21 protein-coding genes are annotated in these 20,315 nt (G+C 70.1%); 13 read left to right on the top strand and 8 right to left on the bottom strand.

What is annotated here, in order from left to right; genetic code table 11:
* Positions 1-2: 2 nt before the first annotated feature.
* Positions 3-938 (bottom strand): RNA polymerase sigma-70 factor, encoded by a 936-nt coding sequence (locus ACFOY2_RS40545; protein ID WP_379533428.1) that lies wholly within the window; start codon positions 936-938, stop codon positions 3-5.
* Positions 939-961: 23 nt separating this feature from the next.
* On the opposite strand from ACFOY2_RS40545, the gene ACFOY2_RS40550 reads away from it, so the two are divergent.
* A complete protein-coding gene (locus ACFOY2_RS40550; RefSeq protein WP_379533429.1) occupies positions 962-1,636 on the top strand; it encodes a ThuA domain-containing protein in 675 nt (224 codons plus the stop codon).
* Here ACFOY2_RS40550 and ACFOY2_RS40555 read toward each other — a convergent pair.
* Positions 1,626-2,039: a TIGR03668 family PPOX class F420-dependent oxidoreductase gene (locus ACFOY2_RS40555; protein ID WP_379533430.1), complete on the bottom strand. Its 414-nt coding sequence runs from the start codon at positions 2,037-2,039 to the stop codon at positions 1,626-1,628. The two genes, ACFOY2_RS40550 and ACFOY2_RS40555, sit on opposite strands and share 11 nt — an antisense overlap.
* 63 nt (positions 2,040-2,102) lie before the next feature.
* On the opposite strand from ACFOY2_RS40555, the gene ACFOY2_RS40560 reads away from it, so the two are divergent.
* Entirely contained in the window at positions 2,103-2,990 is an 888-nt protein-coding gene (locus ACFOY2_RS40560; RefSeq protein WP_379533431.1) for a hypothetical protein, read from the top strand.
* Here ACFOY2_RS40560 and ACFOY2_RS40565 read toward each other — a convergent pair.
* Together ACFOY2_RS40565 and ACFOY2_RS40570 are read right to left on the bottom strand one after the other, a co-directional pair.
* Complete coding sequence (locus ACFOY2_RS40565; protein ID WP_379533432.1) at positions 2,987-3,607, bottom strand: MerR family transcriptional regulator; 621 nt, start codon at positions 3,605-3,607, stop codon at positions 2,987-2,989. The genes ACFOY2_RS40560 and ACFOY2_RS40565 overlap by 4 nt on opposite strands.
* Before the next feature lie 15 nt (positions 3,608-3,622).
* A complete protein-coding gene (locus ACFOY2_RS40570; protein ID WP_379533433.1) occupies positions 3,623-4,471 on the bottom strand; it encodes a LysR family transcriptional regulator in 849 nt (282 codons plus the stop codon).
* A 216-nt stretch (positions 4,472-4,687) separates the two neighbouring features.
* Here ACFOY2_RS40570 and ACFOY2_RS40575 point away from each other — a divergent pair, with 216 nt between their 5' ends.
* The gene (locus tag ACFOY2_RS40575) at positions 4,688-5,758 is read left to right on the top strand and encodes a thiolase C-terminal domain-containing protein (protein ID WP_379533434.1); all 1,071 of its coding nucleotides are present in this window, start codon (positions 4,688-4,690) and stop codon (positions 5,756-5,758) included.
* An 87-nt stretch (positions 5,759-5,845) separates the two neighbouring features.
* On the top strand, positions 5,846-7,138 hold the full coding sequence (locus ACFOY2_RS40580; RefSeq protein WP_379533435.1) for an inositol monophosphatase family protein: 1,293 nt from the start codon (positions 5,846-5,848) through the stop codon (positions 7,136-7,138).
* 31 nt (positions 7,139-7,169) lie between these two features.
* On the opposite strand, the gene ACFOY2_RS40585 is transcribed toward ACFOY2_RS40580, so the two are convergent.
* Entirely contained in the window at positions 7,170-8,213 is a 1,044-nt protein-coding gene (locus ACFOY2_RS40585) for an N-acetylglucosamine kinase (RefSeq protein ID WP_379533436.1), read from the bottom strand.
* A gap of 79 nt (positions 8,214-8,292) precedes the next feature.
* On the opposite strand from ACFOY2_RS40585, the gene ACFOY2_RS40590 reads away from it, so the two are divergent.
* The 7 genes from ACFOY2_RS40590 to ACFOY2_RS40620 are packed head-to-tail and all read left to right on the top strand — an operon-like array spanning position 8,293 to position 14,638.
* Positions 8,293-9,162, top strand: coding sequence for a MurR/RpiR family transcriptional regulator (locus ACFOY2_RS40590; RefSeq protein ID WP_379533437.1), 870 nt, complete (start codon positions 8,293-8,295; stop codon positions 9,160-9,162).
* A complete protein-coding gene (locus ACFOY2_RS40595) occupies positions 9,163-9,897 on the top strand; it encodes a sugar isomerase domain-containing protein (RefSeq protein WP_379533438.1) in 735 nt (244 codons plus the stop codon).
* A gap of 19 nt (positions 9,898-9,916) precedes the next feature.
* Positions 9,917-11,329, top strand: a complete 1,413-nt coding sequence (gene ngcE, locus ACFOY2_RS40600) for an N-acetylglucosamine/diacetylchitobiose ABC transporter substrate-binding protein (protein ID WP_379533439.1) — start codon at positions 9,917-9,919, stop codon at positions 11,327-11,329.
* A complete protein-coding gene (locus ACFOY2_RS40605) occupies positions 11,329-12,240 on the top strand; it encodes a carbohydrate ABC transporter permease (protein WP_379533440.1) in 912 nt (303 codons plus the stop codon). The genes ngcE and ACFOY2_RS40605 overlap by 1 nt, the downstream gene beginning before the upstream one ends.
* Positions 12,240-13,160 carry a carbohydrate ABC transporter permease gene (locus tag ACFOY2_RS40610; protein ID WP_379533441.1) on the top strand — a complete coding sequence of 307 codons (921 nt, stop codon included), beginning with the start codon at positions 12,240-12,242 and terminating at the stop codon, positions 13,158-13,160. The genes ACFOY2_RS40605 and ACFOY2_RS40610 overlap by 1 nt, the downstream gene beginning before the upstream one ends.
* A 37-nt stretch (positions 13,161-13,197) precedes the next feature.
* Entirely contained in the window at positions 13,198-14,043 is an 846-nt protein-coding gene (locus tag ACFOY2_RS40615) for a phosphotransferase family protein (RefSeq protein ID WP_379533442.1), read from the top strand.
* 43 nt (positions 14,044-14,086) lie between these two features.
* Positions 14,087-14,638, top strand: a complete 552-nt coding sequence (locus ACFOY2_RS40620) for a GNAT family N-acetyltransferase (protein WP_379533443.1) — start codon at positions 14,087-14,089, stop codon at positions 14,636-14,638.
* Here the strand turns inward: ACFOY2_RS40620 and metE are convergent.
* On the bottom strand, positions 14,619-16,775 hold the full coding sequence (gene metE, locus ACFOY2_RS40625) for a 5-methyltetrahydropteroyltriglutamate--homocysteine S-methyltransferase (protein WP_379533444.1): 2,157 nt from the start codon (positions 16,773-16,775) through the stop codon (positions 14,619-14,621). The two genes, ACFOY2_RS40620 and metE, sit on opposite strands and share 20 nt — an antisense overlap.
* A gap of 62 nt (positions 16,776-16,837) precedes the next feature.
* Here metE and ACFOY2_RS40630 point away from each other — a divergent pair, with 62 nt between their 5' ends.
* On the top strand, positions 16,838-17,701 hold the full coding sequence (locus ACFOY2_RS40630) for a LysR family transcriptional regulator (RefSeq protein WP_379533445.1): 864 nt from the start codon (positions 16,838-16,840) through the stop codon (positions 17,699-17,701).
* On the opposite strand, the gene ACFOY2_RS40635 is transcribed toward ACFOY2_RS40630, so the two are convergent.
* A complete protein-coding gene (locus ACFOY2_RS40635) occupies positions 17,694-18,374 on the bottom strand; it encodes a DNA alkylation repair protein (RefSeq protein WP_379533446.1) in 681 nt (226 codons plus the stop codon). The two genes, ACFOY2_RS40630 and ACFOY2_RS40635, sit on opposite strands and share 8 nt — an antisense overlap.
* Entirely contained in the window at positions 18,371-19,036 is a 666-nt protein-coding gene (locus ACFOY2_RS40640; protein ID WP_379533447.1) for a TetR/AcrR family transcriptional regulator, read from the bottom strand. The genes ACFOY2_RS40635 and ACFOY2_RS40640 overlap by 4 nt, the downstream gene beginning before the upstream one ends.
* A gap of 98 nt (positions 19,037-19,134) precedes the next feature.
* Here ACFOY2_RS40640 and ACFOY2_RS40645 point away from each other — a divergent pair, with 98 nt between their 5' ends.
* A complete protein-coding gene (locus tag ACFOY2_RS40645) occupies positions 19,135-20,301 on the top strand; it encodes an acetyl-CoA C-acetyltransferase (protein ID WP_379533448.1) in 1,167 nt (388 codons plus the stop codon).
* Positions 20,302-20,315: the final 14 nt, after the last annotated feature.

Below are 20,315 nucleotides of genomic sequence, written 5' to 3' on the forward strand. Positions count from 1 at the left end.
GACTATAGATCGTCCGGCACGCCGATCACGCGCGTCAGCTTGTCGGGGTTGAGCACGGCGTAGATCCCGGCGACAAGCCCGTCACGGATGTCGATCACGACGAGCTGGTCGTGGCCGCCCGCGTGCGTCATGATCGCGGACCCGCCGTTGACGTCGACCAGGCGCACCTCCGAGAACTGATGGCGGGCCAGCATCGCGCCCACGAACGCCGACACCTTGCGCCTGCCCTCGATGGGCCGCAGCGCCGCCTTGACCCGGCCGCCGCCGTCGTTGTAGGCCACGACGTCCTCGTGGAGCAGCTCGGTGAGCGCGCCCAGGTCGCCCCCCGAGGCCGCCTCCATGAACCGCCTCAGCAGCTTCGCGTGCTCCTCGCCGGACGGCTGGAACCTGTCACGGCCCCGGGCCAGCCGCACGGAGGCCCGGTGGTGCAGCTGCCTGGCGTTGACGACGGAGACGCCGACGATCTCGGCGATCTCGTCGTACGGGAGCTCGAACGCCTCCCGCAACACGAACACCGCCCGCTCCGGCGGCGAGAGCCGCTCCATCAGGAACAGGGTCGCGTAGGCGACGGTGTCGCGCAGCTCGGCCGTGTCCAGCGGGCCCGCCTGCGCCGTCATCACCGGCTCAGGCAGCCACGGCCCCGTGTACGCCTCGCGCCTGACCCGCGCGGAGCGGAGCTGGTCGAGCGCCAGCCGCGAGACCACGGTCAGCAGGAACGCCCTCGGCTCCCTGACCGCGCTCCTGTCGGCCCCCTCCCAGCGCAGCCACGCCTCCTGCACGACGTCCTCCGCGTCCCAGACGCTGCCGAGCAGCCGGTAGGCCAGCCCGAGCAGCATCGGGCGATACTCCTCGAAGTCCATGCCCCGCATCATGCCGCCGCGCCGCGGCGCCAGGCGTGGCGGGGCCGCCAGATGACAGATCATGGGTGGAAATGCCACGGCAAGCATGATGAGCTTGGCAGGTGGCGAGAAATCTGATCCTGTCAGGAGGACTGTTCCACGACTTCGATGCCACGTCGGCCGCGCTCGCGGACGCGCTCGCCGAGGTGGGGGTCGAGTCGGAGATCACCAACGACATCGCCGGCGCCTTGAGCGAGCCGTCGGAGGTCCAGCTCATCACCGTCAACGCACTGCGCTGGCAGATGACCCAGGACCGCTTCGCCGACCTGCGCGCCGAGTGGAGCTTCGGCTTACCGGCCGAGGCCCGCACCACCCTCCTCGACCATCTCGACCGGGGTGGCGGGCTGCTCTGCATGCACTCGTCGTCGATCTGCTTCGACGACTGGCAGGGCTGGTCGCGCGTGCTCGGCGCCTCCTGGACCTGGCCCAAATCCCACCACCCGCCGCTCGGCTGGACCGGCGTGCGCGTGCACGGCACGCATCCGGTGGTGGAGGGGCTGCGCGACTTCGACGTGGTCGACGAGGTCTACAGCGACCTCGACGTGCTGCCCGACGTCGAACCGCTGGCCTCGTCCAACGGCCAGCCGCTGGTCTGGGCCAGGCCCGTACGGCGGGGCCGGGTGTTCTACGACGCTCTGGGGCACGACACCCGCTCCTACGACAACGAGGTGCACCGCACGATGCTGCGGCGGGCCGCCCTGTGGCTGCTGAAGCGGCCGGTGGCCATCAGGGAGTAGCCGACCAGGCCGTCCAGCGGGCCACGTCGACGACGATCACGGGGCCCGCCGGGCGGCGGCCGGCGTACTGCGGGTACTTGGCCGTCAGCGCGTCCAGCGCCGACTCGCGCTCCGGGCCGTCCGTGAGGATGCGGGCAGGGCCGTCGGCGCGGACCCACCACAGCAGCGCCCAGTCGTCGTCGTAGTGGTCGGCCAGCACGCTGGCCTTCGGGTTCGCCCGCAGGTCGCGCAGGCGGCGCAGGTCGGCGGTGGTCTTGGGCTTGTGGTCGATCGCGGTCACCACCCGCCCGCCGACGACGGCGAAGGTGACGGGCACGACGTGCGGAGTGCCGTCGCCGCCGGCCGTGCCGAGCCTGGCCACCCGCCGCCCGGCGAACGCCTCGACGTCGCGCTGCTGGATCATCACGCTCATCGTACGTCCGGAACTTACAAGACCACCCCGCCGCGACCTGGGCAGGATGGTCTCATGAACGTGAACCTTTCCGCGATTCCCGGCTTCATGGCCGGACACGCCCGGCTCCTCGACTGGCGCCGTTACGACCTGCTCGTGGGCGACGGCGACGCCGCCTCCGTGCTGGCGGCCCTGGAGGGCTACCGCAACGCCGACGGCGGCTACGGCTGGGGCCTGGAAGCCGACCTGCGCTCCCCGGAGAGCCAGCCCGGTGCGGCGCTGCACGCCTTCGAGGTGTTCGAGGCCGTCGCCCCCGCGACGGCGCCGCAGGCCGTAGCGCTGTGCGACTGGCTGGAGACGGTCACGCTGCCCGACGGCGGGCTGCCGTTCTCGCTGCCGCTCACCGTCTCCGCCGCCACGGCGCCCTGGTGGGCGGGCGGCGACCACACGACGTCGTCCCTGCAGATCACCTCCATCTCCGCGGCGGCGGCCCACCACGTGGCCGCGCACGACCCTGCCGTGGCCGCCCATCCGTGGCTGGAGCGGGCCACCCGCTACTGCCTCGACGCCATCCAGGCGCTGGACAAGCAGCCGCACGCGTACGTGCTGGCGTTCGCCGTGCGCTTCCTCGACGCCGTGTACGACACCCAGCCGCGCGCGGCCGACCTGCTCAAGCGGCTCGGCGCCTACATCCCCGCTGACGGGCGGGTCCGGGTGGAGGGCGGCACCGAGGACGAGGCCCTGCGGCCGCTCGACTTCGCGCCCCGCCCGGGACGGCCCGCCCGCGAGCTGTTCGCGCCCGAGGTGATCGCCGCGGACCTCGTGCGGCTGGCGGGGGAGCAGCAGGACGACGGCGGATGGGTCGTGGACTTCGCCAAGATCTCGCCGGCCGGGTCGCTCGAATGGCGGGGGGCCACCACGGTGAACGCCGTCGCGATCCTGCGCGCCAACGGCGTGGTCTAGGAGCCCATCCGCCGGGCCGACTCCGACTCGTGGGCCAGGCGGCGCAGGACGTCGAACGCCCTGCCATACAGGACCGTGCCGAGCACGAGGGCCTCCACGGCCGCATCACGCGGGCCGTCGAAGGGGATGGTGTCGATCTCGATCTCCGAGACGAGTTTCCTGGCCGTCTCCACGTACGGCGACAGGTTGATCGGCAGGCCGAGCTGGCGCATCCTGACGAGGGTCTGGGCGAGTTCGTCGCGGGTGGGGGCCTCGGGGTGGATCTGCCAGCCGAGGTCGTCGATGAGGCCGTCCACCTGGGCGCGGGCGAGCTGCCATTCCTCGCCGGACTCCGGCTCGACCTTGGGGCTCAGGGCGTAATGGGCGATGCCCAGCATGATGTGCGTGGGCAGTGTCTCGTCCTCGACGGCCTCGATGACCTGCTTGATGGCGGCGACGGGGAGTCTGCCCACTTCGAGCAGGGCCCTGATCAGGCGGAGTCTGCGCAGGTGGGACTCGTCGTACTCGGCTCTGGTCGCGGCTATCTGCGCGCCTTGGGGGAGCAGCCCTTCGCGCAGGTAGTACTTGATGGTCGGGATGGCCACGCCGGACTTGGCGCTCAGTTCGGACATGCGCATCGGTAGATAATAACGCTATCCAGAACGGGCCAGGTGCCGGGCGGCGCTGACGAGTTCCTGCACTTCCGCCTGGCGGTTCCAGAGGAAGACGACTTCCAGTGGGGGGACGTCCTCCTTGATGGGGACGAACATCAGCGAGTCCGGAATTATCGTGCCTTCACGGACACAAAGCGTATAACCGGCGCCTTCCCCCACCATGTTGATGGCCAGATCGTGAGTGGCCGCCGCAGGGCCCAGGCGCGGATGCAGGCGGTGGCGGACGAAACCCTCCAGAAAACGCCGGGCCCCGGCCACGGCATCGGACTCCGGCATGATCAGCGGCTCGCCCGCCAGATCCGACAGCGACACGGCCTCGTACGCGGCCAGGTGGTGGTCTCGGTGGAGCAGCGCGCGCACCGGGAAACGGTGGATCAGCATGCGGGCCACGCCCCTGGGCAGGGAGCCGGGCGCGTACCCGAGGCCCGCCTGCAGGGTGCCGTCCACGATGGAGACGATCTGCTCGGCCGTGCCCATGGGGGCCACGCGCAGGTGCGGGGTGTGGAGCTGGGAGAGCAGGCGGGCGACCACGTCCGCCAGCCCGTCGGCCACCCCCAGACGGACGGCCTGGCCCCTGCTCCTGGCCGCGACCACGGCGCGTTCGAAGGCGTCGACCGCGACCGTGGCCTGCGCCAGGAACGCCTCGCCCGCCTCGGTGAGCTGCACGCCGCTCGACGAGCGGCTGAACAACTCGACACCGATCTCTTTCTCCAGGGCCCTGAGCTGCTCGGACAGCGTGGGCTGGGCGATATGCAGGGCGGCTGCGGCCCGGCGCAGACTTCCCGCACGCGCGATCGCCATCGCGTACCGGACGTATCGTAGATCCATCGCTCACCTCGGCGTGATGATGATGGGCTATCGGTAGATCGCACCTCTGTATTACAAGAGCGGATAGCTTCCGTGAAGATGTCCAGTTAATGACCCATGCGCCATATTTCTGGATTTATTGCCCCAAAATGCCGAAGTCCGAGCAAGCGCTTGCCTAGAAATCGTCGCACGGGTTAGCGTGACCCGGCAGGTGCGGGCGGGCGAAGGGGGAGGGGCATGCAGCCGTTCTCCGGGCGGGCGGCCGTGGCCGGGGTCGGGATGACGGCGCTCAGCCGGGAGTCCGGGCGCAGCGAGCTGGACCTGGCCGTGGAGGCGTGCAGGGCCGCGTGCGCGGATGCCGGGATCGGGCCGCGCGACGTGGACGCCCTGCTCAGCTACCACATGAACGACTCCGTGCCGGTCGTCCAGGTCGCCAGGGCGCTCGGGATCGAGCGGCTCGGCTGGCACAACGACCTTGCGGGCGGCGGGACGCAGGCGGCGTCGATCCTGGGTGACGCCGCAATGCTGATAGACGCTGGTTTGGCGCGAAATATCGTGGTTTATCGGGCGCTCAACGGCCGCTCAGGCCGCCGCATGAACACCGTCTCCACCGGCCCCCAAGAACGCTTCACCTACGGCCTGGCGGGGCCGATCCCGCTGTTCGCCCTGGCCGCCACCCGCTACCTCCACGACACCGGCCTCACCTCCGAGCACCTGCACGCCGTCGTGGCCCAGTCCAGGGACAACGCCAAGACCAACCCCCGCGCCCTGCGCCGCCGGCCCATCGAGCTCGGCGACTACCTGGACAGCCCGTACGTCAGCACCCCACTGCGTACCGTGGACTGCTGCCAGGAGACCGACGGCGCGTGCGCCCTGGTGATCAGCGGCGCGCTGGAGGGGCCGCGCGTCCGCGCCGTGGTACGCGGCGGCGGCCCCGGCTGCTCGTCGATGGACCGCTCGCCCGACGTGACCGCGATCTTCTCGGCGTACGTGGCCCCGATGCTCTGGGACGCCTCCGGCCTGCGACCCTCGGACGTGGACGTGGCGCTGCTGTACGACGCCTATTCGTGGCTGGTGCCCCGCCAGTTGGAGGACTTCGGCCTGGCCGAGCGGGGGGACCTGGGCGCGTACCTGCTGGAGCGCCGCCACGCCTGGGTGAACCCGCACGGCGGCCTGCTGTCGGAGGGCTACGTGCACGGGCTGAACAACGCGGCCCAGGCCGTCCGGGAACTACGGGCGGGGCGTGAGGTGGCGCTGGTGACGGGGTTCGGCGGGAGTTATGGGAGCGCGGCGCTGCTGATTTCTTGAAAAATGGGCTGAAATGCTGACGGTGCCTCCGACACGTACGAGGTGTCCCACCACCGACACCGAGGAGGCCGACCATGGGGGTCGCCCGTGGATGACGACCGGAAGCACCGGTTCGAGGCCGTCTACGCACAAACGTACGAGCACATACTCGGCTACGCCATGCGCCGCTGCGACTCGCCCGAGGACGCGGCCGACGTGGTGGCGGAGACGTTCGCCATCGCCTGGCGGCGCATGGAAGCGCTGCCGGAGGGCCGCTCGGCCCGGCTCTGGCTGTACGGCGTGGCCAGGAACGTGCTGGCCAACCACCGACGTGGCCAGGCCAGGCAGCGGTCGAGGAACGTGGCGCTCGACGACGACATCGCCGACCTCTACAGCCGTTCGCCCGAGGGCAGCCTCGAAATGAGCGCCATCGCGCGCGCCTTCCGCGAACTGTCCGACGACGACCGCGAACTGATCTCGCTCATCGCCTGGGAGGGCCTCGACCACGGCGAGGTAGCCAAGGTGCTCGGCTGCTCGCGCAACGCCGTCCTCGGCTCATTGAGGCGGCGTTGTCGGGTGACCGCTCAGAGAGCCGCAACGTTCGGCACGCCGGCAACTTCCTGTCTGAGTACGACTTGTGGGCGCATGAGCGCTATCAGGAGTTGCTGGCAAAGATCATCCCGTCGCACGTCTACGCCTCCGAAGAAGCTGATCCGCGAGTCGTCGGAGACGATCCTGACCCAGACCTTTTGCGTCCTGGTCGATCCGCTCGACACGAGCGAGATGGCAGTTCGAGCGCTGTACGGCTACACGCATGTGCTGGTCTACTCGCGGAGGCTCGCGCGGCCGATCGCGGCTGTGGTGGGCGACATCTTCCATCACCTTCAGATCTATGCTGCGGCTCGTGACGGGGATGGGCACGATCGGGCCTTCGTCTTCACCCAGGACGGCACTCCTCATGCCCTGCGGATAAGTCGATCAGCTCCGCTGGCAGAGGCCCTGATCACCAACTTCTTCATGAAGCCCGGCGAGCGCTTCGTGCCGCTCGCCCAGCAAACCGGGCTCATCGGAGAGTTGAGCCGTCCCTCGGCGGACGGCGCAAGCCGGGGCCGGGTCGGTGTGGACTTCGGTTCGATCGGGCTCTGCCACGTCGCCGCCGGCTTCAGCGATGCCATGATCGAATTTGCGAAGGGATTCGCGACCTGGGACCTTGCTCCAGGGCACTACATCCTCCAGGCGGCAGGAGGAGTGGTTCTCGACCTCCAGGGCCAACCCATCCCGCTGGATTACGGGTTCGACACGTTGGCCGACATCACGAAAGCCATGGAACGCCGACAAAAGTTCGTCGCCGCCTCCACCTTGCCCCTCGCCGACCACATCCTCTCCGCCATGACCCTCTGAACTCCTGCAGCGCCATGTCGGAACGGCGCGGTCAAGGGCCGGAGGTGGTGAACGCGGCGTGTGCCGCCCTCGCCTGGGCCTCGGGGAGGACGGTGCGGGCTGCCAGCCAGGCTGCCGCGCCTGCCGCGTCCCCGGCCGTCGTGACGGTGTGGTCGGTCAGCAACTCCATCACGGCCCGGCGTACCGGCCCTTCGCTGGTCAGCACGCTGCCGGCGAGTACCACGGGACCGGACACGTGTACCCGCTCCAGCGTGGCGGCCAGGTGCCCGGCCGCCTCGTGGACGATCTTCACCGCAGCCGGGTCGCCCGCCGAGGCGGCCCGGCTGACCAGCGCGGACAGGGACGCGAGCCGCATGTGGTCGGCCTGCGCGAGCCGGACGATGCGGTCGGCGACGGCACGCGGCGAGACGGGCCGCTCGTCGCCGAGGAAGTCCTGGGCCACGAGCGAGACCAGCACCCCGCCGTGAGACGCGCTCCCGGCCTCCCTGGGGCCGTCTTCGACCGCCTCGACCGGCAGGCCGCCGTCCTCGACTGGTAGGCCGGCTTCGACCGCCTCGACCGGCAGGCCGCGGTCGAAGGCCGCCACCGTCGCCTTGGCGGCCTGGCGGCCGATCCAGAAGCCCGAGCCCGCGTCGCCGAGCAGCCAGCCCAGCCCGTCGGCGAGCGCGTCGAGGTCGTAGCCCTTGAGCCGGGCCGCCACCGCCCCCGTGCCGGACAGCAGCAGGGACCCGTCGGGCTCCGCGGTTCCTGCGGCGTAGCCGATCGTCACGTCCCCCCGGTACTGCGGCCCGTCGGGGATCCGGTGGCGGGCCCAGACCTTCGCCAGTTCTGGCACCATCTCCTGCACGTGCCCGGCGACCCCGGCCAGCGACGCGACCACCCGGGCGCCGTCATGGGCCCCCAGCGCCTCCGCCAGCGCCTCGCCGATGTTGGCCACCGCCTTGGCCAGGCCGTGGGCGCTCGGGTTGCCCGCTCCCGCCCGCGCGTACCCCACCCGCGTCCCGTCGAGGGTGTGCACGGCCACCCGCGTGGAGGTGGCTCCGGCGTCGACCCCGACGACTAGCGATTCAGTCACGGTCCGAGTCTGGGGCTTGACGTGACCAGGAAGCAAGAATAATTTTCGCCAGAAGACCGGGTATTCGGAAGGAATATTCGTGACTTCAGGGGCGCTTGGGCGCGTAGAAACAGAACTACCCGGTTTGCCGGAGGCTTTGCGCAGAGTCGGCGAGGTGATTCTCGGCGATCCTGCCGAGGCTGCGCGCTCGACCATCATCGCGCTGGCCGAACGCGCGGGCTCGTCGCCCGCGACCGTGACCCGGTTCTGCCGGGCGTTCGGCTTCTCCGGCTACGCCGAACTGCGTGTCGCGCTGGCCACGGAGACCGGCAGAGCGGCCCAGGCGGGCTGGGGTGCGGGCGTCGGCCACGAGATCGGCCCCGATGACCCGCTCGACGCGGCTATCGAGGTGATGGCCGCCGCCGACGCCAGGCTCATTCAGGACACCGCCGCGCAGCTCCGCCTCGACATGGTCGCGCGGGTGGCCGACGCGATCGTGGCGGCACCGAGGGTGCTCCTGGTCGGGGTCTCCACCAGCGGGAACGTCGCGACCATGTTCGAGGGCCGGCTGCGCCGCATCGGCATCCCCGGCTGGAGCGCGGGCGACGCGCACGTGGCCCTGTCGGAGGCGGCGCTGCTCAAGGACGGCGACGTGGCCATCGGCATCAGCCACAGGGGCCGTACGCGCGAGGTCATGGAGTCGCTGGCCGAGGCGGGCAGCCACGGCGCGCTCACGGTCGCCGTCACCTCCTTCGCCCGCTCGCCGCTGGCCGAACTGGCCGACCTGGTGCTGACCACGGCCAGCAGGGAGACCACGTTCAGGCTCGGCGGGCTGGCCGCGGTGCATTCCCAGTTGTTCGTGCTGGACGCCGTCTACGTGGCGGTCGCGCAACGCACCTACGAACGGACGAACGAGGCGTTCGAGCGCACGATCAGCGCTGTTGAGAGCCATCGGGTGGAGAGAGGCTGAATGACGTACGCAACCAAGGCCCTGGACCTGGCACGACGGGTCGCGGAGAGCCAGGCGGAGCCGGTACGGCGGGCCGCCGCGCTGGTCGTGGCCTCGATCAGGGCGGACGGCGTGGTGAACGCGTTCGGGTCGGGGCACTCGGAGGCCATCGCCATGGAGATCGCCGGACGGGCCGGCGGGCTCGTCCCCAGCAACCGCCTCACCCCCAGGGACCTGGTCCTGTACGGCGGCAAGCCGGCCAGCGTGCTGACCCCGGAGCTGGAGCGGGACCCCGCGGTCGCGCACGAGATCTACGATTTGGCGCCGGTCCGGCCGCAGGACGTGTTCGTGCTGATCTCCAGCTCGGGCGTGAACGGCACGGTCGTCGAACTGGCCTCGATCGTCAAGGAACGCGGCCACCCGCTGATCGCGCTCACCTCGGTCGAGCACAGCACCCGGATGACCTCGCGCCACCCGTCGGGGGCCAAGCTGCTCGACCTGGCCGACGTCGTGATCGACAACGGCGCGCCGTACGGCGACGCGATCCTCGACCTGCCGGGCGGCGGCACCTACGGTGCGGTCTCCACGGTCACCTCGGCGCTGCTGGCGCAGATGGTGGTCACCGAGGCGGTGGACGAACTGGTGGCGCTCGGCGAGGCGCCGCCCGTCTACATGTCGGTCAACGTGACGGGCGGCGACGAGCACAACAAGGCCCTGGAGAACCGCTACGCAGGACGAATCCGGCGTGGATCATGAAAGTCAGGAGTGACCGATAATGCCCAACACCCCCCAGATCAGCAGGCGTGAGCTTCTTCGCGGCGCCGCGCTCGTGCCCGTGGCGGGGGCGCTGGCCGCCTGCGCCACACCGGCCGCGCCGCCGGCCGCCACGAGCTCGTCCGCGCCGGTCGCCACCAGCGCCGCCAACCCGTTCGGGGTGCCGGACAACAAGCCGCTGGAGGTCTGGATCTTCGACGGCGGCTTCGGCCAGGACTACGCCAAGAACATCCACCAGCCGTTGTTCAAGACCAAGTACCCGAACGTCGAGATCAAGCACAACGCGACCAAGGAGATCACCAAGGTCCTGCAGCCGAGGTTCGCCGGCGGCAACCCGCCCGAGGTGATCGACAACTCCGGCGCCAACTTCATGGACTTCGGCGCGCTGTCCCAGGACGGGCAGATGCAGGACCTGACGCCCCTGCTCGACGCGCCCTCGTGGGACGACCCGAACACCAAGGTCCGCGACACCATCGACCCGTCGGTGATCGACATCGGCATGTACGACGGCAAGTTCAGCGTTCTGGGCTACGTCAACTACATCCACGGCATCTGGTACTCGCAGAAGGCGTTCAGGGACAACGGCTGGCAGCCGCCGAAGACCTGGGACGAGTTCATCAAGCTCTGCGAAACAATCAAAAAGTCCGGCAAGATGGCACCTTTCACCTACGCCGGAAAATTCCCTCAATATCTGTATGAGCCGCTGCTCACCATGGCCGCGAAGATCGGCGGCAACGAGGTCCTGATCAACATCGACAACCTCGAGGACGGCGCCTGGACCGCCGAGGCCATGAAGACCGCGGCCACGGCCTGGGCCGAGGTCGGCGCCAAGTACCTCATGGAGGGCACGACGGGGCTCGACCACGTCCAGACCCAGACCTCCCAGAACAAGTACAAGGTGGCCATGCTGCCCTCCGGCTCCTGGCTGGAGAACGAGCAGAAGACCACCACACCGGCCGACTTCGAGTACGGCATGTTCCCGATCCCCGACGTCACCGGCTCCGACAAGATGCCGTACGGCACCCTGCACACCCAGCCGGGCGAGAACTTCGTCGTCTCCTCCAGGAGCGCCAACCCGCAGGCGGGCATGGAGTACCTGAGGGCCATGCTGTCGAAGAAGGCAGCCGGCGACTTCAGCGAACTCGTCCGTACCGTGACCGTGGTCAAGGGCGCCAGCGAGGGCCGCAAGAACTCGCCCGGCGTCGAGAGCGCCTCCAAGGCGCTGGCCGACGCGGGCGCGAACACCGTCTACTACCGCTGGTTCAACTGGTACGGCCCGCTCAAGGACGAGGCCATCGCCGCCACCGGCGAACTCATGTCCGGCGGCCTGACCCCCGACAAGTACCTCGAACGCCTGCAGAAGAAGGCCGACGAGATCAAGAACGACTCCTCGATCAAGAAGTACAAGCGTTGATGATCTTCAACAGGTATCGCCGAGGGCTGTTCATCACCTCGTTCCTGGCAGCCCCGGTGATCCTCTACCTGGTCTATGTGATCTCGCCGTACCTCCAGGCCTTCTACATCGCGATGACCGATTGGCGCGGTGTGACGGCCACGCCGACGTTCATCGGCCTGGACAACTTCGTGCGGCTGTTCGGCGACAGCGTCTTCTGGAAGGCGGTCACGCACAACGCGGCGCTGCTCGTGCTGCTGCCGCTGATCACCATCGTCATCGCCCTGTTCTTCGCCTTCCTGCTCAACGTGGGCGGCGCGCAGGGCACGTCGGGGATCCGCGGGTCGAAGTTCTACCGGGTGGTGTTCTTCTTCCCGCAGGTCCTGGCCGTCACGGTGGTGGCGGTGCTGTTCCAGCAGGTGTTCAGGCCGGACGGCAGCGGCATGCTGAACGGCCCGCTGATGGCCCTCGGGGTCAAGCCCATCGGCTTCCTGTCCGACCCGGGCGTCGCGTTCTGGTCGGTGCTCGGGGTCATGGTCTGGCAGGCCGTGGGCTTCTACGTCGTGCTCTTCTCGGCCGGGCTGGCCTCGATCCCGAGGGACATGTTCGAGGCCGCGCAGATCGACGGCGCGGGCCGGCTCAGCCTGTTCTTCCGCGTCACGCTCCCGCTGCTGTGGGACACCGTCCAGGTGGCCTGGGTCTACCTCGGCATCCTGGCGCTGGACGTGTTCGCGATCGTCTGGGTGATGACCTACCAGCACGGCGGCCCCGACTGGTCGACCGCGGTCATGGCCACCGAGATCTACCGCAACGCCTTCGCCTACTTCCGCTTCGGCTACGCCTCCGCCCTGGGGGTCGTGATGTTCTTCTTCACCGTCGGCTTCGCGATTCTGTCGCTGCGGCTGTCGCGGCGCGAACGAATCGAGTACTGATGACGACAACGACGACGTCGTGGACGGCGGCGAACTCACGCAAGCTCGCCCGCAGGGAACGCAAACGGCGGCTGGGCCCGCTCGGCGTCCTGACGCACCTCGCGCTGGTCATCTGGACCCTGCTGGTGATGGTCCCGATCCTGTGGACGTTCCTGGCCTCGGTGAAGAGCGAGGACGAGATCTTCGGCGACGCCTGGTCGCTGCCCGCGACCCTGCGCTGGGACAACTTCGCCAGGGCGTGGGAGCAGGCGAGCATCGGGCAGTACATGCTCAACAGCGTCATCGTCGTGTCGATCAGCACGTTCGGGACGATGCTCGTCGGTTCGATGGCCGCCTACGTGCTGGCCCGCTACCCCTTCCGGGGCAACCGCGCCATCTACCTGCTGTTCGTCTCGGGCCTGGCCTTCCCCGTCTACCTGGCGTTGACGCCGCTCTTCTTCGTCGTGCAGAACATGGGCCGCCTGCCGCTGATCGGCCCGTTCATCGGCCTGAACACGCACGCCGGGTTGATCCTGGTCTACATCGCCTACTCGATGCCCTTCACGGTCTTCTTCCTGTCGGCCTTCTTCCGCACGCTGCCGACGGCGGTGGGGGAGGCGGCCATGGTGGACGGCGCGTCCCATACACGGGTCTTCTTCCAGATCATGTTGCCGATGGCCAAGCCGGGCATCATCAGCATCACGATCTTCAACATCCTGGGCCAGTGGAACCAGTACCAGCTCCCGCTGGTGTTGCTGCAGGACCGCACCAAGTGGGTGCTGCCGATGGGCATCGCCGACATCTCCACCGCCGCCGGATACGACCAGGACTGGTCGGCCCTGTTCGCCGCCCTGACCCTGGCCATCCTGCCGATGCTGATCGTCTACACGATCTTCCAACGCCAGATCCAGTCGGGACTGACGTCAGGAGCGCTCAAATAGCTCGCACACCCGGCACGCCGGACTTAGGGTGCCGGGTGTGACTGGCGACATCCGCACGTTGTTGTCCCGCCACCTGCCGGGCTACCGGGTGCGTACCGTCCGCCGCCTCGGCCAGGGCCTGGACAATCTGGTGTACGAGGTCAACGACGAGCTGCTCGTCCGGCGGAACAAGGCGGCGAACCCCGAGACGCTGCGCCAGGAGGTCGCCCGCCTGGCGGCCGTGCGGGAGCTGTCGCCCCTGCCGGTCCCCGAGGTGGTCTTCTCCGACGAGGAGTGGGGCGCGATCGCCTACCGGCGGCTCCCCGGCGGGCCCCTGTCGACCAACCCGGTCGCCGACCCCCGGAGCCTGGCACGGCCCCTGGCGGACTTCCTCAGCGCCCTGCACGGCACCTCGCCGGGCCGCATGCACGACCTGGCCCCTGTCGACCGCTACCCGGCGCCCCGGCTCCTGGAGGACGCCGAGCTGGACTACCGGGACGTCGAGGCGCACGTCCCGGCCGGCCACCGCCACCTGGTGGAGCGATTCCTGCGCGAGGACCCGCCGGACGAGCCCCGTTCCCTGCGCTTCTGCCACAACGACCTGGGCGCGGAGCACCTCCTGGTGGACGCGGCCTCCAGCACGATCACCGGCGTCATCGACTGGACCGACGCGGCCATCGCCGACCCGGCCCACGACTTCGCCCTCATCTACCGCGACCTCGGCCCGGAGGTCTTCGAGCTGACGCTCTCCCACTACGAGTTCGACCTCGACGCCGCAGGCCGAGCCAGGGTGCTCTTCCTGGCCAGGTGCGCGCTGATCGAGGACCTGGCCTACGGCCTCAGCACCGGCCCGGCCCACTACGCCGACGCCGCCCTGGCCCACCTCACTCGGACGTTCGGGTGAAAACGGTTGGCGGCACCGGGCCGGGGTCTGCTTTCCTGCCGCTATGACGTCGGCATGGGTGGGAGAACGGGTGCGGCTGCGCGCCACGGAACCCGAGGACTGGGAGGCGTTCCTGGCCTTCGACGAATACTCGGACGCGGTCAGGAACGGCTGGCGCCTCACGCCGCCCACCTCGGCGGCCCTGGCCAAGAAGCAGGCCACCGAGCAGGCCGAGCGGGAGCTGGACCTCGACGAGTTCAGACTGGTGATCGCGACCAGGGACGGCAACCTTCCCGTCGGGGCGATCAACACCCATCAGGTCGACCGCCACCATGGCACCTTCGCCTACGGGATCGGCGTCGGCACGCCGCACCACCGCAAGGGGTACGCCAGCGAGGCCATCGTCATCCTCCTGCGCTACATGTTCTTCGACCGCCGTTTCCAGAAGGCCGAGGCGGGGGTCTACGGCGTCAACGAAGCGTCGCTGGCGCTGCACCGGCGGCTGGGGTTCGTCGAGGAGGGCCGCCGGCGCAGGTGCCACTACGCCGCGGGCCGCTATGACGACGAGGTGCTGTTCGGCATGACGATCGAGGAGTTCACCGAGCGGTACGCGTGAGCTCGGCGCGCAGCCGCCGGGTGGCGGCCACGACGTTGGCCAGCGAGGCCTCGACCTCCGCGTACGTCCGCGTCTTCAGCCCGCAGTCCGGGTTGACCCACACCCGCTCGGCCGGCAGGGCCCGCATGGTGCGGCGCAGCAGCTCCTCGACCTCGGCGTCGGAGGGCACCCGCGGCGAGTGGATGTCGTAGACGCCGGGCCCCAGCCCGCGCCCGAAGGACCCCACGGTGTCGAGGATGCGCGCCCCCGACCGGGCGGACTCGATCGTGGTGACGTCGGCGTCCAGACCGTCGATGGCGGTCAGGATCTGGTCGGCGTCCGAATAGCACAGGTGTGTGTGGATCTGGGTGCGGTCGCTCGCCCCCGACGTGGCCCGCCGGTAGGCGGCCACCGCCCACTCCAGGTAGTCGGTCTGGGCCGCCCGCCGCAGCGGCAGCAGCTCGCGCAGCGCCGGCTCGTCCACCTGGATGATCGACACCCCGGCCGCCTCCAGGTCGCGCACCTCCTCCCGCACGGCGTCCGCCACCTGGAAGACGACGTCCCGCAGCGGCAGGTCGTCGCGGACGAACGACCAGGCCACGATCGTGACGGGCCCGGTGAGCATGCCCTTGACGGGTTTGGCCGTCAGCGACTGCGCGTGGGCGGCCCACCGCACGGTGATCGGCGATGGGCGGCCGACGTCCCCGTGCAGGATCGGCGGCCGGGTGCAGCGCGACCCGTATGACTGGACCCACCCGTTGCTGGTCACGGCGAACCCGTCGAGGTGCTCGGCGAAGTACTGCACCATGTCGTTGCGTTCCGGCTCCCCGTGCACCAGGACGTCGAGCCCGAGCCGCTCCTGCACCCGGATGACCCGCTCGATCTCGGCCTCGACCCGCCGCTCGTAGTCGGCCTGGGAGAGCGTGCCCGCCGTCACGGCGGCTCTGGCCGCGCGCAGCTCGCCGGTCTGCGGGAACGACCCGATCGTGGTGATCGGCAGCGCGGGCAGCGACAGGTGCTCGGCCTGGGCGGCGGCGCGCACCGCGTACGGGCTGCGCTCCTCCGGAACCACGGGCCCCGGCAGGGCGACGGACGGTCCTTGGGGCGCCGCGCCGTGGAACTCGGCCCGCGCCAGCGCCACGACCTCGGCCACCTTCTGCTCCGCGAACGCCAGCCGCCCCTTCAGCGCCGGGTCCAGGCCGGGCTCGGCGTCCACGTCGTAGGGCACGTGCAGCAGCGAGCACGAGGTGCTCACCGTCACCCGCGAGGCCCGCAGCGCGGCCAGCGAGGCGAGCGCCCGCTTCGGCGCGGTCCGCCACACCTCGCGCCCGGACACCACGCCCGCCACGACGGTCTTGCCGGTCAGGTCGGCGACGGGCGCGCCGCCCCGCACCAGGTCGAGCCCGATGGCCTCGACCGGCGTGGCCGCCAGTACGGGCAGCGCCTCGCCGAGGTCGCCGAAGTAGGAGGCCACGAACAGCCCGGGACGCGAGCCGAGCGCCCCCAGCCGGTCGTAGGCGGTCCTGACGGCGGCCAGCTCGTCCGGCGTCCTGTCGCCCACCAGCGCGGGCTCGTCGAGCTGGACCCAGGCGACCCCTTCCGCGGCCAGCGCCGCCAGCAGCTCCTCGTAGCAGCCGAGCACGTCGTCCAGCCGGTCCAGCGCCGACCCCAGCAGCAGGAACGTCACCGGGCCCAGCACCACGGGCCGCGTCTCGTACCCCAGCGCCCGCGCCTCGCGCACCTCGCCGAGCGGCTTGCCCGCCTCCAGCTTGAACACGGTCTCCGGCCCGATCTCCGGGACGATGTAGTGGTAGTTCGTGTCGAACCACTTCGTCATCCGCAGCGGCGCGAGCCCTTCGGTGCCCCTGGCCATGGCGAAGTAGGGGTCGGCGGCGGAACGGTAGCGCGCGGGCACCGCCCCGAGCAGCACGGAGGTGTCCAGCACCTGGTCGTAGAGCGAGAACGTGTTGGACGGCAGCCCCTCAAGCCCGAGCTCGGCCAGTCGCCGCCAGGTTCGCTCCCTGAGCTCGGCGCCCGTCCTGTCGAGCTCGTCACGGGTCGAGCGCCCGTCCCAGTACGACTCCAGCGCCTGCTTCAGCTCCCTTCGCGGCCCGATCCGCGGGTACCCGAGCACGGTGGACTTCGGGAATGGGGACATATCTCCTGGCTCCTTCGACGTCGAGTGGATCGCTGGGCATCCTGCCGACCACCGTCGCCGTCATGCACTATGTATTGATGCTGCTTATGCTCAAGGAGCTCCACTGCTTCACGAAGGTCGCCGCCCTGCTCAGCTTCTCCAAGGCGGCGGCCGACCTGGGCATGTCGCAGCCCGCCATGAGCCAGGCCATCACCAGGCTCGAACGCGCGGCCGGGGTCAGGCTCTTCGAGCGCACCGCCCGCGACGTGCGGCTCACGGCGGAGGGCAAGGCGCTGCTGCCGTACGCGGAGCAGGCGCTCGAATCGGTCCGGGCGTTCAGCGCGGAAGCGGCCAGGCTGGCCCGGCCGATCATTCACCTCGCTTATCCACCACTGGTCGGCGCGCTCGCCGCGCGGATCGCCAGACGGCTCGCGGGACGCAGCCCGGCCATCGGCGTGGAACTGCGGGCGGCCGGCCGGAGCGCGGCGGCGCGGGCGCTGGAGGACGGGGAGGTCTCGGCCGCGATCCTGGCCACCCCGGCGCCCGCGCGGTTCGTCACGGCGGCCCGCTTCCACGTCACGGTCGACCACGTGGCCGTCCCCGTCGGGCACCGCCTGGCGGCCAGGCCCAGGCTCACCCCGGACGAACTGGGCGGTCAGGTGCTGATCACACCCGGCAGCCGCCCGTGGGCGGGGCTGCCGGGACGCCCGCGCCTGGTGGCCGACGACGACTTCGCCGCCGCCCTCGACCTGGTGGCGGCCGGGGCGGGGCTGCTGCCGATCCCGCAGCTCCTGGTCAGGGCCATCAGGCGGGACGACGTGCGCTTCGTGCCGTTGGAGGCCGGCGACCTGCGCATCACCTACGCCCTGGCCTGGTCGAGGGAGCGCGTCACGCCGGAGCTGATGGCCCTGGTGCAGGCGGTGCAGGATGCTCTGTGGACTAGGTGACGGGCAGGTTCTTCAGCGCCTCGCGCCGGCTCAGCCCCGAGATGCCCTTCGCGCGTACGTAGCGGATGACCTCGTTGGGGTTGGTCTTGGCGTATTCGCGTAACGCCCACCCGATCGCCTTGCGCGCGAAGAAGTCGTTGTCCGACAGGCTCGGCTCGATGCACGCGTACAGCAGGGCCGTGTCCGTGCGCCGCTTGAAGCGGTTCTGGCACAGGATCGCGGTGCGCCGCTTCCACAGGTCGGCGTCGTGGGCCCACTCCAGCATCATCGAGCGCATGGTGTCGGGGAAGGCGGCCAGCAGCCCGCCCATGCGGTGGGTCGCCAGCTCGTCGACCAGGTCCCACCACGCCCCCGTGACGATCATCTCCTCGTACATCGGCACGGTGTAGAGGGTCTGGAACTCACGGTAGTAGTGGTGACCGGACAGCTCGATGGCGGCGTAGCGCTCCTCGCGGTACTCGGCCTCGCGCCACAGCGCCAGCACGGCCCGCCGCCACTCGGGGGCCGTTTCGAGCCGGTGGCCGGAGAAGACCCGCCGCAGCGCCGCCCGCCTGGGCACCGCCTGAACTCCCAGGAACGGCATGTCCGACTTCATGTAAACGCGCATGGTCTCGGCCTTTGCAGGCTCGGCCGCCTCTTGCAGTGCCAGTCGCACCGCCTTGCCGAGACTCATCCCTTTTGGGTGGTGCGCTCGCCGGTGGCGATTCCGTCGAAGAGCACGGTGATGTAGTGCTCGGCCAGCCCCGCGGTGTTGAGCCTGCCGCCAGGACGGAACCAGCGCACCGCCACCCAGATCGTGTCGCGGATCATGCGGTAGGTCAGCTTGGGGTCGACGTCGGGCCTGAACAGCCCGGCCGCCTGCCCCGCCTTGATCTGCGTCACCCAGATCTGCTCGACCTCGTCCTCGGCCTTGACCAGGTAGTTGAAGCGCTCGAACTGCCGCAGGTAGTTCCAGTCGTTCTGCATCACCGTGATCGCGGCGCGGTGGGGTTCGAGCGTGCCGAACCCGATGCGGACCATCTCCGACAGCACGGTGCGGGCGTCGGCGCTCGTGTCGAGCGCGGCGCGGTAGCGGGCGATGAGGTCGTCGAGGAAGGTGGACAGCACCTCGTCGACGATCGTCTCCTTGGAGTCGAAGTGGTGGTAGAGACTTCCGGAAAGGATGCCGGCCTCATCGGCGATTTCACGTACTGTCGTGGCCTGGAAGCCCTTGCGCGCGAAGAGCTCCGCGGCGAGCTTGACGAGATGGTCGCGGCGCTCGGAGGCCGGCCCGGAAGAGGTCGCCCGCTGGCGCTTCGCCGGGGTGGCGGTGCCGGAGTTCTTACGCGTGGTCACCTCACCATTATGAGCCCTCAGACAATCGCTTGTTCACGTAACCGACCCCTGCTCGTACGGCGTTCCGTGATTAACCAAGCGCTTGCTACGATGTCGGGATGAGCGAGGCGTACATCGTCGGCGCCGTCCGCACGCCCGTCGGGCGCAGGAACGGCGGCCTGGCCCGAGCCCACCCCGCCGACCTCGGCGCGCACGTGCTCAAGGAGCTGATGATCCGCGCCGACGCCGATCCCTCGGCCGTCGAGGACGTGATCTTCGGCTGTGTCGACACCATCGGTCCGCAGGCGGGAGACGTCGCCCGTACGTGCTGGCTGGCCGCAGGGCTGCCGGAGCAGGTGCCCGGCGTCACGGTCGACCGCCAGTGCGGCTCGTCGCAGCAGGCGCTGCACTTCGCCGCCCAGGCCGTGCTGTCGGGCACGAACGATCTGGTGGTGGCGGGCGGCGTGCAGAACATGAGCATGGTCCCCATCTCCTCGGCCATGCTGGCGGGGCGCCCGCTCGGGCACGAGACCCCCTTCGAGGGCTCCAAGGGCTGGGCGGAGCGGTACGGCACGCGGGAGGTCTCCCAGTTCGCCGGCGCCGAGCAGATCGCCGCCGCGTGGAAGATCTCCCGCGAGGAGATGGAGCGCTACGCCTACGAGTCGCACCGCAGGGCGCTGCACGCGATCGACGCCGGATACTTCGCCCGCGAGATCGCCCCCTACGAGGGCGTCGCCACCGACGAGGGCCCGCGCAGGGACACCAGCGCCGAGCGCATGGCCGCGCTCAAACCCCTGGCCGAAGGCGGCAGGCTCACCGCCGCGCTGGCCTCGCAGATCTCCGACGGCGCCGCCGCCCTGCTTGTCGCCTCGCCCAGGGCCGTACGCGAGCACGGCCTGACCCCGCGCGCCCGCGTGCACCACCTGTCGGCCCGCGGCGCCGACCCGATCATGATGCTCAGTGCGCCGATCCCCGCGACCGTGCGCGCCCTGGGCATGACCGGCATGTCGATCGACGACTTCGACGCCGTCGAGATCAACGAGGCGTTCGCGTCCGTGGCGCTGGCCTGGATCGCGGAGACCGGCGCCGACCCCGCCCGCGTCAACCCGAACGGCGGCGCCATCGCGCTCGGCCACCCGCTCGGCGCGACCGGCGCCGTGCTGGCCGTCAAGCTGCTGCACGAACTGGAGCGCACGGGCGGCAGGTACGGCCTGCAGACGATGTGCGAAGGCGGGGGACAGGCGAACGTGACCATCATCGAACGCCTCGACGGGTTCGTCACGTGAGGGGATGGGTTGAC

It is taken from the genome of Nonomuraea purpurea, assembly GCF_042650645.1.
Taxonomy (GTDB): domain Bacteria; phylum Actinomycetota; class Actinomycetes; order Streptosporangiales; family Streptosporangiaceae; genus Nonomuraea; species Nonomuraea purpurea.